The sequence below is a fragment of the Pseudomonas sp. NPDC089401 genome (assembly GCF_044749485.1).
GTDB lineage: Bacteria > Pseudomonadota > Gammaproteobacteria > Pseudomonadales > Pseudomonadaceae > Aquipseudomonas.
Genome location: NZ_JBIVIA010000007.1, coordinates 64979 through 80001, shown reverse-complemented (window position 1 = coordinate 80001; position 15023 = coordinate 64979). Strand labels below are relative to the sequence as shown.

15 protein-coding genes are annotated in these 15023 nt (G+C 65.2%); 12 read left to right on the top strand and 3 right to left on the bottom strand.

Going from position 1 to position 15023, the window contains the following annotated elements; translation table 11 throughout:
* Positions 1–2 precede the first annotated feature (2 nt).
* The 9 genes from trmD to ACIP21_RS16960 all read left to right on the top strand — a co-directional run bounded on the left by trmD (position 3) and on the right by ACIP21_RS16960 (position 7425).
* The gene (gene trmD, locus ACIP21_RS17000) at positions 3–755 is read left to right on the top strand and encodes a tRNA (guanosine(37)-N1)-methyltransferase TrmD (protein ID WP_008094486.1); all 753 of its coding nucleotides are present in this window, start codon (positions 3–5) and stop codon (positions 753–755) included.
* Between the two features lie 42 nt (positions 756–797).
* Positions 798–1148: a 50S ribosomal protein L19 gene (gene rplS / locus ACIP21_RS16995; protein WP_023629812.1), complete on the top strand. Its 351-nt coding sequence runs from the start codon at positions 798–800 to the stop codon at positions 1146–1148.
* Between the two features lie 94 nt (positions 1149–1242).
* Positions 1243–1650 carry an acyl-CoA thioesterase gene (locus ACIP21_RS16990; protein WP_400689681.1) on the top strand — a complete coding sequence of 136 codons (408 nt, stop codon included), beginning with the start codon at positions 1243–1245 and terminating at the stop codon, positions 1648–1650.
* 153 nt (positions 1651–1803) lie between these two features.
* Positions 1804–2700 (top strand): site-specific tyrosine recombinase XerD, encoded by an 897-nt coding sequence (gene xerD, locus ACIP21_RS16985; RefSeq protein WP_400689678.1) that lies wholly within the window; start codon positions 1804–1806, stop codon positions 2698–2700.
* Between the two features lie 153 nt (positions 2701–2853).
* Entirely contained in the window at positions 2854–3612 is a 759-nt protein-coding gene (dsbC, locus tag ACIP21_RS16980; protein WP_400689675.1) for a bifunctional protein-disulfide isomerase/oxidoreductase DsbC, read from the top strand.
* An 82-nt stretch (positions 3613–3694) separates the two neighbouring features.
* A complete protein-coding gene (locus ACIP21_RS16975) occupies positions 3695–4999 on the top strand; it encodes a homoserine dehydrogenase (protein WP_400689672.1) in 1305 nt (434 codons plus the stop codon).
* A 55-nt stretch (positions 5000–5054) separates the two neighbouring features.
* Complete coding sequence (gene thrC, locus ACIP21_RS16970) at positions 5055–6464, top strand: threonine synthase (RefSeq protein ID WP_060512579.1); 1410 nt, start codon at positions 5055–5057, stop codon at positions 6462–6464.
* A 215-nt stretch (positions 6465–6679) separates the two neighbouring features.
* The gene (locus ACIP21_RS16965) at positions 6680–7063 is read left to right on the top strand and encodes a histidine kinase (protein ID WP_400689669.1); all 384 of its coding nucleotides are present in this window, start codon (positions 6680–6682) and stop codon (positions 7061–7063) included.
* Positions 7064–7140: 77 nt separating this feature from the next.
* A complete protein-coding gene (locus ACIP21_RS16960; protein WP_400689666.1) occupies positions 7141–7425 on the top strand; it encodes a DUF3509 domain-containing protein in 285 nt (94 codons plus the stop codon).
* A 141-nt stretch (positions 7426–7566) separates the two neighbouring features.
* Here ACIP21_RS16960 and ACIP21_RS16955 read toward each other — a convergent pair whose 3' ends face one another.
* Together ACIP21_RS16955 and ACIP21_RS16950 are read right to left on the bottom strand one after the other, a co-directional pair.
* Entirely contained in the window at positions 7567–8427 is an 861-nt protein-coding gene (locus ACIP21_RS16955; RefSeq protein ID WP_400689663.1) for a TIGR02285 family protein, read from the bottom strand.
* A gap of 11 nt (positions 8428–8438) precedes the next feature.
* A complete protein-coding gene (locus tag ACIP21_RS16950; RefSeq protein ID WP_400689660.1) occupies positions 8439–9638 on the bottom strand; it encodes a CaiB/BaiF CoA transferase family protein in 1200 nt (399 codons plus the stop codon).
* Between the two features lie 133 nt (positions 9639–9771).
* On the opposite strand from ACIP21_RS16950, the gene ACIP21_RS16945 reads away from it, so the two are divergent.
* The 3 genes from ACIP21_RS16945 (at position 9772) to ACIP21_RS16935 (ending at position 13429) form a co-directional block, all read left to right on the top strand.
* Entirely contained in the window at positions 9772–10314 is a 543-nt protein-coding gene (locus tag ACIP21_RS16945; protein ID WP_400689657.1) for a YaeQ family protein, read from the top strand.
* Positions 10315–10347: 33 nt separating this feature from the next.
* Positions 10348–12057, top strand: coding sequence for a single-stranded-DNA-specific exonuclease RecJ (gene recJ, locus ACIP21_RS16940; protein ID WP_400689654.1), 1710 nt, complete (start codon positions 10348–10350; stop codon positions 12055–12057).
* A gap of 265 nt (positions 12058–12322) precedes the next feature.
* The gene (locus tag ACIP21_RS16935; RefSeq protein ID WP_400689651.1) at positions 12323–13429 is read left to right on the top strand and encodes an NADH:flavin oxidoreductase/NADH oxidase; all 1107 of its coding nucleotides are present in this window, start codon (positions 12323–12325) and stop codon (positions 13427–13429) included.
* 165 nt (positions 13430–13594) lie between these two features.
* Here the strand turns inward: ACIP21_RS16935 and ACIP21_RS16930 are convergent, their stop codons facing one another.
* Entirely contained in the window at positions 13595–15019 is a 1425-nt protein-coding gene (locus ACIP21_RS16930) for a gamma-aminobutyraldehyde dehydrogenase (RefSeq protein WP_400689649.1), read from the bottom strand.
* Positions 15020–15023: the final 4 nt, after the last annotated feature.

Sequence of the window (15023 nt, the reverse complement as noted above, 5' to 3'; positions counted from 1 at the left end):
CGATGGGTAACCTTCGCGTAGACGTCATCACGTTGTTCCCCGAGATGTTCTCGGCCATCACGGAGTACGGCATTACCAGCCGCGCGGTGAAACAGGGGTTGCTTCAGGTGACTTGCTGGAACCCGCGGGACTACACCACAGATCGTCACCACACGGTGGATGATCGGCCGTTTGGCGGTGGTCCGGGCATGGTGATGAAGATCAAGCCTCTGGAAGACGCCCTGGTTAGTGCCAGGCAGGCGACCGGAGCATCGGCGAAGGTGATCTACCTCTCGCCACAAGGCCGCAAGCTGACTCAGCAGGCGGTCAAAGGCCTGGCCGAACAGGAATCGTTGATCCTGATCGCCGGTCGTTATGAAGGCATCGACGAGCGCTTTATCGAGGCTCATGTCGATGAGGAGTGGTCGATTGGGGACTATGTGCTTTCCGGTGGCGAGCTGCCGGCCATGGTACTGATCGATGCGGTTACGCGGCTGCTGCCCGGAGCTTTAGGGCATGTGGACTCGGCGGAGGAAGACTCTTTCACCGACGGTCTGCTGGATTGCCCGCACTACACCCGACCTGAGGTGTATGCGGATCAGCGTGTTCCCGACGTGTTGCTAAGTGGCAACCATGCACATATCCGGCGATGGCGGATGAAGCAGTCCCTTGGTAGGACCTTCGAACGACGCGCCGATCTTCTGGAAAGTCGCTCGCTTTCTGGAGAAGAGAAGAAGCTGCTCGAGGAATATCTCCGCGAGCGGGACGATAGTTAAACGTATCGATGGTGGATCACGTATCCATCTTAGGAGCACAGCATGACCAACAAGATCATCCAGCAGCTCGAAGCAGAGCAGATGAGCAAGGAAATCCCGACCTTCGCACCAGGCGACACCATCGTCGTCCAGGTTAAAGTGAAGGAAGGTGATCGTTCCCGTCTGCAGGCGTTCGAAGGCGTTGTCATCGCCAAGCGTAACCGCGGTCTGAACAGCGCCTTCACCGTGCGCAAGATCTCCAGCGGCGTAGGCGTTGAGCGTACCTTCCAGACCTACAGCCCGCAGATCGACAGCCTGGCCGTGAAACGTCGTGGTGACGTGCGTAAAGCCAAGCTGTACTACCTGCGCGACCTGTCCGGCAAAGCCGCTCGCATCAAGGAAAAACTGTCCTGAGTACAGTTTGCCTGGCGGCCTGAGGCCCCTTGCGAGAAAAAAGCAGCCTTCGGGCTGCTTTTTTGCGTTCTGAAACCTGTGAAAAGTGACGGATATGACCAGCCGAGACGAGGAAATCCAGCGCCGCACCGAGCTGTCGGTGACCCGCGTGACCAAAGCCGTGTTCCCCAACACCACCAACCACCACAACACCCTGTTCGGCGGTACCGCGCTGGCCTGGATGGACGAAGTGTCGTTCATCGCCGCCACGCGTTTTTGCCGCTTGCCGCTGGTGACCGTATCCACCGACCGTATCGACTTCAAGCACCCGATCCCGGCGGGCTCGATCGTCGAGCTGGTGGGCACCGTGGTCAAGGTGGGCAATACCAGCCTGCAGGTGCAGGTGGAAGTGTTCGTCGAGAACATGTACCTGGATGGGCGCGAGCAGGCAATCCATGGGGTGTTCAGCTTTGTCGCCATCGACGAGGACAAGCGGCCGGTGCCGGTTCTACCCCAGCCCTGAGTTGTCCTGTACCGGCCCTTTCGCGGCTAAAGCCGCTCCTACAGAAGGTACGCGATCCCTGTAGGAGCGGCTTTAGCCGCGAAGAGGCCAGTACAGACAACCGATCAGTTGCTGTGAAACACTAGGCTCACTTTCAATACCCAGCAGCCCCGCATGCCCGCCCTAGACCACCCCCTGATCGACCAGTTCCTCGATGCCCTGTGGCTTGAAAAGGGCCTGTCCGACAACACCCGCGTCTCCTACCGCAGCGACCTGGCCCTGTTCAACGGCTGGCTTCAGGAACACTCGGTAACCCTGCCCGACGCCGGCCGCGAGCTGATCCTCGACCACCTCGCCTGGCGCCTCGACCAAGGCTACAAACCCCGTTCCACGGCACGCTTTCTCTCGGGCCTGCGCGGCTTCTTCCGCTACCTGCTGCGAGAAAAACTGGTCGCCGTCGACCCGACCCTGCAGGTCGACATGCCGCAGCTTGGCCGGCCCTTGCCCAAATCCCTGTCGGAAGCCGACGTAGAAGCCCTGCTGCAGGCCCCTGACCTGGGCGAGGCCATCGGCCAGCGCGACCGTGCCATGCTCGAAGTGCTCTACGCCTGCGGCCTGCGGGTCACCGAGCTGGTCAGCCTGGCCCTGGATCAGGTCAACCTGCGCCAGGGCGTGCTGCGGGTGATGGGCAAAGGCAGCAAGGAGCGCCTGGTGCCGATGGGCGAGGAAGCGGTGGTGTGGCTGGAGCGCTACCTGCGCGACGGCCGCGCCGAGCTGCTCAACGGGCGCCCCAGCGATGTACTGTTCCCAAGCCTGCGCGGCGAGCAGATGACCCGGCAGACCTTCTGGCACCGGATCAAGCACCAGGCACGGGTGGCCGGCATCGACAAGCCGCTGTCGCCGCATACCCTGCGCCATGCCTTCGCCACCCACCTGCTCAACCACGGCGCCGACCTGCGCGTGGTGCAGATGCTGCTGGGCCACAGCGACCTGTCGACCACGCAGATCTACACCCACGTGGCCAAGGCTCGCCTGCAGCAGTTGCATGCCCAGCACCATCCGCGTGGATGAATGTTTTTCATGTTCCGCCGACCGGTCCTTGCGAGCCCCTTCACTGGCAGCGTGATGTGGTAGGCTTGGGCGGTTTGCACCAAGGGCCGCACGGTCAGCGCGAGTTTTTTGCAGTTGACGCCCTCCGGCCCCTGTCCGCCTCCAGGAGTTCCCATGCGCGTGACCCAGATTTTCGCCGCCGCCGTCATGGCGTTGGCCAGTACCTTCGCCGTTGCCGCGGCCGACAGCAATGCCGGCGCCGAGCAGGCCATCCGCAAGTCGTTGCAGAACCTCGAACTCGAAGTGCCGGTGGAAAGTGTCGGCAGCAGCCCGCTCAACGGCCTCTATGAAGTCAAGCTGCAGGGCGGCCGCGTGCTGTACGCCAGCGCCGACGGCCAGTACGTCATGCAGGGCTACCTGTACCAGTTGCAGGACGGCAAGCCGGTCAACCTGACCGAGAAGGCCGAGCGCCAGGGCGTGGCCAAGCTCATCAACGGCATTCCAGCCGCCGAGACGGTGGTTTATCCTGCCAAGGGCGAGACCAAGTCGCACATCACCGTGTTCACCGACACCACCTGCCCGTACTGCCACAAGCTGCACGCCGAAGTCGCCGAGCTCAACCGCCGCGGCATCGAAGTGCGCTATGTCGCCTTCCCGCGCCAGGGCCTCGGTTCGCCGGGTGACCAGCAGCTGCAGGCCGTGTGGTGCTCCAGCGACCGCCGCGCGGCGATGGACAACATGGTCGAAGGCAAGGAAATCAAGGCCGCCAAGTGCGCCAACCCGGTCAGCAAGCAGTTCCAGCTGGGCCAGCAGATCGGCGTCAACGGCACGCCGGCCATCGTCCTGGAAAACGGCCAGGTGATCCCGGGCTACCAGCCGGCACCGCAAGTGGCCAAGCTGGCCCTGGCCGGCCAGCAGCAAGCGGCCAAGTAATCAATTCAATACGCCGTCGTCATGGGGTGACGGCATGTTTCACGGTCGGCGATGGCGCTGGCCGTTCAATGGGGAGTTCACAGTGAAACCGGTCAAAGTAGGCATCTGTGGGTTGGGGACCGTCGGTGGCGGAACCTTCAATGTACTTCAGCGCAACGCCGAGGAGATTGCCCGCCGTGCCGGGCGCGGTATTGAAGTGGCACAGATCGCCATGCGCTCGCAGAACCCGAACTGCCAGATTACCGGTACCCCCATTACCGCTGATGTGTTCGACGTTGCGAGCAACCCGGAGATCGACATCGTCATCGAGCTGATCGGTGGCTACACCATCGCCCGCGACCTGGTGCTCAAGGCCATCGACAACGGCAAGCACGTGGTCACCGCCAACAAGGCGCTGATCGCCGTGCATGGCAACGAGATCTTCGCCAAGGCCCGCGAGAAGGGCGTCATCGTCGCCTTCGAGGCGGCCGTGGCGGGCGGCATCCCGGTGATCAAGGCGATCCGCGAAGGCCTGTCGGCCAACCGCATCAACTGGCTGGCCGGCATCATCAACGGCACCGGCAACTTCATCCTCACCGAAATGCGCGAGAAAGGCCGCGCCTTCCCCGACGTGCTGGCCGAAGCCCAGGCGCTGGGTTACGCCGAAGCCGACCCGACCTTCGACGTCGAAGGCATCGACGCCGCGCACAAGCTGACCATCCTGGCGTCCATCGCCTTCGGCATCCCGCTGCAGTTCGACAAGGCCTATACCGAAGGCATCACCCAGCTGACCACCGCCGACGTCAACTACGCCGAAGCGCTGGGCTACCGCATCAAGCACCTGGGCGTGGCCCGCCGCACCGACGAAGGCATCGAGCTGCGCGTGCACCCGACGCTGATCCCGGCCGACCGCCTGATCGCCAACGTCAATGGCGTGATGAACGCGGTCATGGTCAACGGCGACGCCGCCGGTTCGACCCTGTACTACGGCGCCGGTGCCGGCATGGAACCGACCGCCTCGTCGGTGGTTGCTGACTTGGTCGACGTGGTCCGCGCCATGACCTCCGACCCGGAAAACCGCGTGCCGCACCTGGCCTTCCAGCCGGATTCGCTGTCGGCCCACCCGATCCTGCCGATCGAAGCCTGCCAAAGCGCCTACTACCTGCGCATCCAGGCCAAGGATCACCCGGGTGTACTGGCCCAGGTGGCGAGCATCCTTTCGGAGCGCGGCATCAACATCGAGTCGATCATGCAGAAGGAAGCCGAGGAGCAGGACGGCCTGGTGCCGATGATCCTGCTGACCCACGGTGTGCTCGAACAGCATATCAACGACGCCATCGTCGCCCTGGAAGCCCTGCAGGACGTGGTCGGCAAGGTCGTGCGCATCCGCGTCGAACAGCTCAACTAATTTCGCTTACGGGCCGCGCGTGCGGCCCGGGCCTCAGTATCGAAGGTTTGCACCCATGCGCTATATCAGTACCCGCGGCCAGGCTCCGGCCCTGAATTTCGAAGACGTGCTGCTGGCTGGCCTGGCCAGCGACGGCGGCCTGTACGTGCCCGAGAACCTGCCGCGCTTCACCCAGGAAGAAATCGCCTCCTGGGCCGGCCTGCCGTACCACGAGCTGGCCTTCCGGGTGATGCGCCCGTTCGTCGAAGGCAGCATCGCCGATGCCGACTTCAAGAAGATCCTCGAAGAAACCTACGGCGAGTTCGCCCACGCCGCGGTCGCACCGCTGCGCCAGCTGAACAGCAACGAATGGGTGCTGGAACTGTTCCACGGCCCGACCCTGGCGTTCAAGGACTTCGCCCTGCAACTGCTCGGCCGCCTGCTCGACCACGTGCTGGCCAAGCGCAACGAGCGTGTGGTGATCATCGGCGCCACCAGCGGTGACACCGGTTCCGCCGCCATCGAAGGCTGCCGCAGCTGCGAAAACGTCGACATCTTCATCCTCCACCCGCACCAGCGCGTGTCAGAAGTGCAACGCCGGCAGATGACCACGCTGTTCGGCGACAACGTCCACAACATCGCCATCGAAGGCAACTTCGACGACTGCCAGGAAATGGTCAAGGCCAGCTTCGCCGACCAGTCGTTCCTCAAGGGCACCCGCCTGGTGGCGGTGAACTCGATCAACTGGGCGCGGATCATGGCCCAGATCGTCTACTACTTCCACGCTGCCCTGCAGCTGGGCGGCCCGGCCCGTTCGGTGGCATTCTCGGTGCCGACCGGCAACTTCGGCGACATCTTCGCCGGTTACCTGGCGCGCAACATGGGCCTGCCGGTCAGCCAGCTGATCGTCGCAACCAACCGCAACGACATCCTGCACCGCTTCATGAGCGGCAACCAGTACGTCAAGGAAACCCTGCACGCGACCCTGTCGCCGTCCATGGACATCATGGTCTCGTCCAACTTCGAGCGGCTGCTGTTCGACCTGCACGGGCGCAATGGCGCCGCGCTGGCCGAGCTGATGGCCAGCTTCAAGCAGGGTGGCGGCTTCAGCGTCGAGCAGGACCGCTGGACCGAAGCGCGCAAGCTGTTCGACTCGCTGGCCGTCAGTGATGAGCAGACCTGCGAGACCATCGCCGAAGTCTTCGCGGCCACCGGTGAAGTGCTCGACCCGCACACCGCGATCGGCGTCAAGGCCGCCCGCGAATGCCGCCGCAGCCTGGACACGCCGATGGTGGTGCTGGGCACCGCGCACCCGGTCAAGTTCCCGGAGGCGGTGGAGAAGGCCGGCGTGGGCAAGGCGCTGGAACTGCCGGCGCACTTGAGCGACCTGTTCAGCCGTGAGGAGCGTTGCACGGTGCTGGCCAATGACCTGAAGGCTGTGCAGGCGTTCGTCAGCCAGCATGGGAATCGCGGCAAGCCGCTGTAATCCAGCTGGATTCGGGGGCCGCTTTGCGGCCCTTTCGCGACACAAGGCCGCTCCTACAGGAGAACTCGATTCCTTGTAGGAGCGGCCTTGTGTCGCGAAAGGGCTGCAAAGCAGCCCCAGATTTCAGAATTTTCCTAAATCTCTCGCAGAATTGTCCTATGTAAGGCTTTGCAAGCCTTGCCTAGAGTGACCGATCCTTCCCCAAGGAGCGGCTCATGCGACAACCCTACGTGTTGATCCACCAGACACGCCCGTCCCATCAGATCCTTCTGCATCAGGCCTGCAACGCCGTTGGCCTGTTCAACGTGCGCGTCACCCGGGACCTGGTCGATCTTCACACCTGCCTGGCCCGCAAGCAGCGCACCGACCTGCTGATCCTCGACCACAGGGAGGATCCGGCCCTGCTCGAAAGGGTCGGCGCCTGCCGCGCCATCCTGTTGGTCGGGCCTGCCCAGCCCGGTGATCACAACCTTGCCCGCCACGCCCGTCGCCTGGGCCTGTGGCTGCTCGCCGACCTGCCTTTGCCACTGCCCATGGTGCGTTGGCAGCGGGCCATGCGCCGTATTCAAACGGTCACATCCGCCACGCATGCTCACTGAACAAGGGCGGCGCCGCGAACTTTGCGCCGCGTTTGTTGGTCAGTTCCTTCATGTCCCTTACACAGCGAGTGATCCGGATGGAAAGAATCTGCAGACTGCTCAACGATGCCCTGAGCCCATACCAAACCCAGCTCGGTGCCATGGATGCCAGCGGCAACCGTCAATTGACCGTATACGACAGCCTCGGTAGTACCGCGTTGCGACGCACGGTCAGCCCGCGCCAGTTGCAGGAGCAAAGCCTGCTGATCGACCTGGTGGACGGCCTGCACCGTGACCTGCAGATTGTCGAAGGGCGTTTGCAGCCCTGCGTGATCGCCGCCTTGCAGCAACGCCAGCAGTTGCCCCAGGGAACCTTTGCCTGAGCCACCCGTCAGAACCTTCGAGAGCAGCCGGCCAGCACACAGCTCCGGTGGTGGCAGGTTGCTCCGGGAAGTCCATGAGGATTTTCGATTGGCCCCGGGCGTCTTCCCCAGCGTTCGGGGTTTCTTTTTGCCCGCCGTTGGTCACTGGCCGTCGAAGAAGCTGCGGCTCTGCTCCAGGTACTGCTCGCGCAGCTCCGGGTCCAGCCAGCGGGCGTAGAGCGCCGGGAGGGTGTCGCGGCGCAGGGCCGGCAGCAATTGGTCGATATGGGTGATGGCGGCACGCCCCAGGGCGGAATCCGAGCAGCCCACGTGCAGGAACTGGTAGTGGTTCACGCCCTTGATCGGGTGGAATTGATAGTCCGCCAACGCTCCGCCTTGCGCCTGGATCAGGTAGCGCACCTCTGGCCAGTAGCCGAGCACCAGCTGGAGGCGCCCCAACTGTTGCATCTGCAGCAGGCTGGCGGTGGCGTCGTTGCCGTAGTGGCGGCTCAGTGCGCTGTCGGGCAGTTGCCGCAGCATGGCATCGATCTGGGCGCTGTAGCTGCGCTCGGCGACGATACCCAGCTTGAGCGGGTTGTCGCCGAGCAATCCCTTGAGGTCGACCTGTTGGCCATCGAGGAACGGCGCAAGCATGGCCTGTGCCTGCCTGCGCACCACCAGGCCACCGCTCAGCACGCCGAGCATGGGCTGGGAAAAGTGCACGAACTTGTCACGTTCCGGGGTCCACAGCAGGGTCGGGTCGCAGGTGAAGTTGCTGGCGTCCTGGAGCATCTGCAAGCCCCGGGCACGGTTGACCCGGACGATGCTGTGGTCGTATTCGGGCATCTGCTCGATCAGCCGCGGCAGCAGTTGGTCGATGACCCCCTGACCCTTCCTGGGGCCCTCGAAGACGGTGAAGGGCGGCAGGTCGCGGACCAGCCAGAGGATGCGCTCCTTGGCCTGCACGCCGGGCACGGCCAGGGCAAGCAGCAATAGCGCCAGCAGGCGCGCCAGGGCCTGCATGCAGGGCCGTCTCAGACAATACCCGCTTGACGCAGGGTGGCGATGGCGGTGCTGTCATAGCCCAGCCCTGCCAGCACGCTGTCGGTGTGTTCGCCCAGCGCCGGGCCCACCCACTCGGCGGAGCCCGGGGTGGCCGAGAGCTTGGGCACGATGCCGGGCATCTTGAAGAGTTTGCCGTCTGGCAGGCGGGCCTGCAGGAACATTTCCCGGGCCAGGTACTGCGGGTCGTTGAACATGTCCTCGGCCGAATAGATGCGGCTGGCCGGCACTTCGGCGGCGGTGAGCTGCTGCATCACCTGCTCCAGCGGCAGGCTGTTGGCCCAGCGGTCGATCACCCCGTACAGCTCGTCGCGCCGCGCATCGCGGCCGTCGTTGCTGGCAAGCCCAGGGTCGTCGGCCAGGTCCTGGCGGCCGATGGCCTGCATGAAGCGCTTGAAGATCGCATCGCCATTGGCGCCGATCTGCACGTGCTTGCCGTCGGCGCTGGTGTGGATGGAGGAGGGGGTGATGCCCGGCATGATGTTGCCGGTGCGCTCGCGGATGAAGCCGAACACGTCGAACTCCGGGACCATGCTTTCCATCATGGCGAAGATCGCCTCGTACAGCGCCACGTCCACCACCTGGCCCTGGCCGCCGTTGACCTCGCGGTGACGCAGTGCCATCAGCGCACCGATCACGCCCCACAGCGCGGCGATCGAATCGCCGATGGAAATGCCGGTACGCACCGGCGGGCGGTCGTCGAAGCCGGTGATGTAGCGCAGGCCGCCCATGGATTCACCGACCGCGCCGAAGCCTGGCTGGTCCTTCATCGGCCCGGTCTGGCCGAAGCCCGACAGGCGCACCATCACCAGGCGCGGGTTGAGCGCGTGCAGCACGTCCCAGCCCAGGCCGAGTTTCTCCAGCACGCCGGGGCGGAAGTTCTCGATCAGGATGTCGGCTTCGGCCAGCAGGCGCTTGAGCACCTCGCGGCCTTCGGGGTGCTTGAGGTTGAGGGTCAGCGACTGCTTGTTGCGCGCCTGCACGAACCACCACAGCGAGGTGCCCTCGTACAGCTTGCGCCACTTGCGCAGCGGGTCGCCGCCATCGGGTGACTCGACCTTGACCACCTCGGCGCCGAACTCGGCGCAGATCCGCGAAGCGAACGGGCCGGCGATCAGCGTGCCGAGTTCGATGACTTTGAGGCCGGCGAGGGGTTTGCTGGGCGTAGACATGAGGCATCCGTGGCGACTGGTCAGATCCGTGGTTTTATCATAGGTGCGCGGCGGCAGATACTGCTCCGGCGCAAGGCCGGGCAGGATCGGTTAGACTAGGCGACTTTTCTTTGCCCACGAAGCCCATTCGACCATGGCCCAGCCGTCCACCACCTACAAATTCGAACTGAACCTGACCGACCTCGACCGCGGTGTCTACGAGAGCGTGCGTCAGACCATTGCCCGTCACCCGTCGGAAACCGAAGAGCGCATGGCCGTGCGCCTGCTGGCCTTCGCCCTCTGGTACAACGAGAACCTGACGTTCGGCCGTGGCCTGTCCGACGTGGACGAAGCGGCGCTGTGGGAAAAGAGCCTGGATGACCGCATCCTGCACTGGATCGAAGTCGGCCAGCCCGACGCCGACCGCCTGACCTGGTGCTCGCGCCGCACCGAGCGCACCAGCCTGCTGACCTACGGCAGCCTGCGGGTGTGGGAGGGCAAGGTGGTGAGCGCGGTCAAGGGCCTGAAAAACCTGAGCATCGCCGCCGTGCCGCAGGAAGTGCTGGAAGTGCTGGCCACCGACATGCCGCGCACCATCAAGTGGGACGTGATGATCAGCGAAGGCACGGTGTTCGTCACCGACGACCGTGGCCAGCACGAAGTGCAGCTGCAGTGGCTGCTCGGCGAGCGTGGCTGAGCCGACTGAAACCTCCTGATTGCTGAAGACCCCATGCGTATCGAACCTCGCCCGTTGCCGCCGACCCTGCCATTCCTGGGTCACCTGCCACCCCTGCTGACCCGCCTGTATGCCGCCCGTGGCGTGCAGTCCGAGGCCGAACTGGACAAGAGCCTGGCGCGGTTGCTGCCGTACCAGCAGCTCAAGGGTATCGAGGCGGCGGTCGACCTGCTGGTCACGGCCCTCGACCAGCGCCAGCGCATCCTCATCGTCGGCGACTTCGACGCCGACGGCGCCACCGCCAGCACCGTCGGCGTGCTTGGCCTGCGCCTGCTGGGCGCGGCCCACGTCGACTACCTGGTGCCCAACCGTTTCGAGTACGGCTACGGCCTGACCCCGGAGATCGTCCAGGTGGCGCTCGAGCGCCAGCCCCAGCTGCTGATCACCGTCGACAACGGCATCTCCAGCGTCGAAGGCGTGGCGGCGGCCAAGGCCGCCGGGCTCACGGTGCTGGTCACCGACCACCACCTGCCGGGCCAGCAGTTGCCGGAGGCCGACGCCATCGTCAACCCGAACCAGCCGGGGTGCGAGTTCCCGAGCAAGTCGCTGGCCGGGGTCGGGGTGATCTTCTATGTGCTGATGGCCCTGCGCGCACGCCTGCGCAGCCTGGGGCGCTACCAGACCCAGGCGCAACCGAACATCGGCGAGCTGCTCGACCTGGTCGCCCTGGGCAGCGTCGCCGACGTGGTGCCGCTGGATGCCAACAACCGCATCCTGGTGCACCAGGGCCTCGAGCGCATCCGCGCCGGCCGCGCGCGGCCGGGCCTGAAGGCGATCCTCGAAGTGGCCCGCCGCGATCACCGGCGCATCACCTCCACCGACCTCGGCTTCATTCTCGGCCCCCGGCTGAACGCCGCCGGGCGCCTGGATGACATGAGCCTGGGCATCGAATGCCTGCTGTGCGAGGACCAGGCCCTGGCCCAGGACATGGCCCAGCAGCTGGATGGCCTGAACCAGGACCGCAAGTCGATCGAGCAGGGCATGCAGCGCGAGGCGCTGGCCCAGCTCAAGGACCTGGCGGTCGAGTCCATGCCCTATGGCCTGTGCCTGTTCGATGCCGATTGGCACCAGGGTGTGATCGGCATTCTCGCCTCGCGCCTGAAGGAGCGTTACCACCGGCCGACCATCGCTTTTGCCGACGCCGGCGAGGGCATGCTCAAGGGCTCGGCACGTTCGGTACCGGGGTTTCACATCCGTGATGCGCTGGATGCCGTTGCCGCACGCCATCCGCAGTTGATCAGCAAGTTTGGCGGGCATGCCATGGCCGCCGGCCTGTCCCTGCCGGAAGGCAACTTCCCGGCGTTTGCCGAGGCGTTCGACGAAGAAGTCCGCCGCCAACTGCGCGAGGACGACCTGACCGGGCGCCTGCTGTCGGACGGCAGCCTGGCCGTGGAGGAATTCCACCTCGACCTGGCCAAGGCGTTGCGCAATGCCGGGCCCTGGGGGCAGCACTTCCCCGAGCCGCTGTTCCACGGCGTGTTCCAGCTGGTCGAGCAGCGCGTGGTGGGCGAGCGGCACCTGAAGGTGGTGCTCAAGAGCGAGTGTGGCACGGTGCGCCTGGATGGCATTGCCTTTGGCATCGACCGCGACGTGTGGCCGAACCCGACGGTGAAGTGGGTGGAGCTGGCGTACAAGCTGGATGTGAACGAGTTTCGCGGCAATGAAAGTGTGCAGTTGATGATCGCCCACATGGAGCCGCGCTGACGCCACAGGCCTGATCGCTTGTAGGAGCGGCCTTGTGTCGCGAAAGGGCTGCGAAGCGGCCCCAGGTTTTCAGCTTCGCCGCAAAAATTGCCGGGGCCGCTTTGCGGCCCTTTCGCGACACAAGGCCGCTCCTACAACCGGCAATCCATGGGAACCTTCCCCCCGACCAATCTGGTCTAGTCTGGTTAATGACCGGCACCGGGCCAGGGATGTGCACTTGAGTGTCCGGGCCGGATCACCATTGGAGTCCTTGGGAGGTGCCCTCATGAGCCTGCTGCTCGAGCCTTACACCCTGCGTCAGCTGACCCTGCCCAACCGTATCGCCGTCTCGCCGATGTGCCAGTATTCCGCTATCGATGGCCTGGCCAACGACTGGCACCTTGTTCACCTGGGCAGCCGCGCCGTCGGTGGCGCGGGCCTGGTCATCAGCGAAGCCGTCGCGGTGACCGCCGATGGCCGCATCACTGCCGAAGACCTTGGCCTCTGGGACGACGCGCAGATCGCGCCGTTGCAGCGCATCACCCGTTTCATCACCGCCCAGGGCGCCGTGCCGGGCATCCAGCTGGCCCATGCCGGGCGCAAGGCCAGCACCTATCGGCCGTGGCTGGGCAAGCAGGGCAGCGTCAAGCTCGAGGACGGTGGATGGCAGCCGGTGGGGCCGTCGAAGATCGCCTTCGACCCGCAGCACACGCCGCCACGGGAATTGACCCAGGGCGAGATCCTGGCGGTGATCGATGCCTTCGTCGCCGCCACAAAGCGTGCCCTGGCCGCCGGCTTCAAGGTGGTGGAAATCCACGCCGCCCACGGTTACCTGCTGCACCAGTTCCTGTCGCCGTTGAGCAACCAGCGGCGTGACGAGTACGGCAGCTGCTTCGAAAACCGCATCCGCCTGACCCTGCAAGTCGTGGAGGCCGTGCGCAAGGTGTGGCCCGCCGAGCTGCCGCTGTTGGTGCGGGTGTCGGCAACCGACTGGGTGGAGGATGGCTGGAACCCGGACGAGACCGTCGAACTGGCCCGCCGCCTGCGGGTGCTGGGTGTCGACCTGATCGACGTGTCGTCCGGCGGTACCTCGGTGAATGCCGAAATCCCCACCGGCCCGGGCTACCAGACCCGTTTCGCCGAGCGCGTGCGCAAGGAGGCGGAGATCGCCACCGGCACCGTCGGCATGATCACCGAGCCGGCCCAGGCCGAGCACATCCTGCGCACCGGGCAGGCCGATGTGATCTTCCTCGCCCGCGAACTGCTGCGCGATCCTTACTGGCCGTTGCATGCCGACGATGACCTGGGCGGCAACAAGGCGACCTGGCCGGCGCAGTATCAACGGGCAACCAGCCGCGCCAACCCGATTCATGAGTCCGACCTTCGGGATTGATCATTGGCAGCCAGTGAGCCGAACCCTGTGGGAGCGGGTTTACCCGCGAAGAAGGCAACGCGGTGAATGGCACCGGCTTCGCCGGTGTTCGCGGGTAAACCCGCTCCCACAGAAGTCGCAGAACTGTCCTGGATCGAGGTCTGAGCCTCAATCCAGGCATTTCAATCAATGCTTGATCATCACATGCCGCACGCAGGTGTAGTCCTCCAGCCCATACATCGACATGTCCTTGCCATACCCCGAATGCTTCTGCCCGCCATGGGGCATTTCGCTGACCAGCATGAAGTGGGTGTTGACCCAGGTGCAGCCGTACTGCAAGCGCGCCGCCAGACGGTGGGCGCGGCCGGTGTCGCGGGTCCATACCGATGAGGCCAGGCCGTAGTCGGAGTCGTTGGCCCATTCCAGGGCCTGGTCTTCGCTGTTGAAGCGGGTCACCGAGACTACCGGGCCGAACACCTCGGTGCGCACGATCTCGTCATCCTGCAAGGCGTCGGCCAGCACGGTCGGCTCGAAGAAGTACCCGTCCCCCGCAATCGCCTTGCCACCGGTCACCAGGCGGATATGCGGCTGGGCGACGGCGCGCTGCACCAGCCCGGCCACCTTGTCGCGGTGCTGGGCGCTGATCAGCGGGCCCAGTTCGGTGTCCTCCGCGTCCTGCAGGCCGGGCTTGAGGCTCGACACGGCCTTGCCCAGGCGCTCGACGAAGCGCTCGTAGATACCGCTTTGCACATACAGGCGGCAGGCCGCGGTGCAGTCCTGGCCGGCGTTGTAGAAGCCGAAGGTGCGGATGCCGTCGATGGCCGCATCGATGTCGGCATCGTCGAACACCAGCACTGGCGCCTTGCCGCCCAGCTCCATGTGCATGCGTTTCACGCTGGCAGCGGTGCTGCCGATGATGTGCGCGCCGGTGGGGATCGAGCCGGTCAGCGACACCATGCGTACCTTGGGGTGGCCGACCAGCGGGCTGCCCACGGTCTGGCCGCGGCCGAAGAGGATGTTGAGCACTCCGGGCGGCAGCAGGTCCCTGGCCAGTTCGCCCAGGCGCAGGGCGGTCAGCGGGGTCAGCTCGGAGGGCTTGATGACCACGGTGTTGCCGGCCGCCAGGGCCGGGGCGATCTTCCACGCCAGCATCATCAGCGGATAGTTCCACGGCGCGATGGAGGCAATCACCCCCAGCGGGTCGCGGCGGACCATCGAGGTGTGGCCCGGCAGGTATTCACCGGCCGCCGAACCACCGAGGCAACGGGCGGCGCCGGCGAAGTAGCGGAACACATCGGCGATGGCCGGGATTTCGTCGTTCAGCGCGGCGGAGAACGGCTTGCCGCAGTTCTGCGATTCCAGCCGGGCCAGCTCGTCGCCATGGCCCTCGATCAGGTCGGCCAGGGCCAGCAGGGCCAGGGAGCGCTCCTTGGGGCTGGTCTGCGACCAGCTGTCGAACGCCTGGTCGGCGGCGCGCACGGCGGTGTCGACCTGGGCTTCGGTGGCCTCGTTGATCTGCGCCAGAGCGCTGCCTTCGGCCGGATTGAGCACGGTCCAGGTCGGGCCGTCGCCGGCGACCAGGCGACCGTTGATCAGCATGTGCGTTTGCATGAAG

Excerpts from the sequence above, each read along its gene's own strand:
- recJ (WP_400689654.1), top strand. The coding sequence starts at position 10,348 with ATGCGTATCGAACCTCGCCCGTTGCCGCCGACCCTGCCATTCCTGGGT.
- thrC (WP_060512579.1), top strand. The coding sequence starts at position 5,055 with ATGCGCTATATCAGTACCCGCGGCCAGGCTCCGGCCCTGAATTTCGAA.
- rplS (WP_023629812.1), top strand. The coding sequence starts at position 798 with ATGACCAACAAGATCATCCAGCAGCTCGAAGCAGAGCAGATGAGCAAG.
- ACIP21_RS16990 (WP_400689681.1), top strand. The coding sequence starts at position 1,243 with ATGACCAGCCGAGACGAGGAAATCCAGCGCCGCACCGAGCTGTCGGTG.
- trmD (WP_008094486.1), top strand. The coding sequence starts at position 3 with ATGGGTAACCTTCGCGTAGACGTCATCACGTTGTTCCCCGAGATGTTC.
- ACIP21_RS16930 (WP_400689649.1), bottom strand. The coding sequence starts at position 15,019 with ATGCAAACGCACATGCTGATCAACGGTCGCCTGGTCGCCGGCGACGGC.
- dsbC (WP_400689675.1), top strand. The coding sequence starts at position 2,854 with ATGCGCGTGACCCAGATTTTCGCCGCCGCCGTCATGGCGTTGGCCAGT.
- ACIP21_RS16945 (WP_400689657.1), top strand. The coding sequence starts at position 9,772 with ATGGCCCAGCCGTCCACCACCTACAAATTCGAACTGAACCTGACCGAC.
- ACIP21_RS16955 (WP_400689663.1), bottom strand. The coding sequence starts at position 8,427 with ATGCAGGCCCTGGCGCGCCTGCTGGCGCTATTGCTGCTTGCCCTGGCC.
- ACIP21_RS16935 (WP_400689651.1), top strand. The coding sequence starts at position 12,323 with ATGAGCCTGCTGCTCGAGCCTTACACCCTGCGTCAGCTGACCCTGCCC.
- ACIP21_RS16965 (WP_400689669.1), top strand. The coding sequence starts at position 6,680 with ATGCGACAACCCTACGTGTTGATCCACCAGACACGCCCGTCCCATCAG.
- xerD (WP_400689678.1), top strand. The coding sequence starts at position 1,804 with ATGCCCGCCCTAGACCACCCCCTGATCGACCAGTTCCTCGATGCCCTG.
- ACIP21_RS16950 (WP_400689660.1), bottom strand. The coding sequence starts at position 9,638 with ATGTCTACGCCCAGCAAACCCCTCGCCGGCCTCAAAGTCATCGAACTC.
- ACIP21_RS16960 (WP_400689666.1), top strand. The coding sequence starts at position 7,141 with ATGGAAAGAATCTGCAGACTGCTCAACGATGCCCTGAGCCCATACCAA.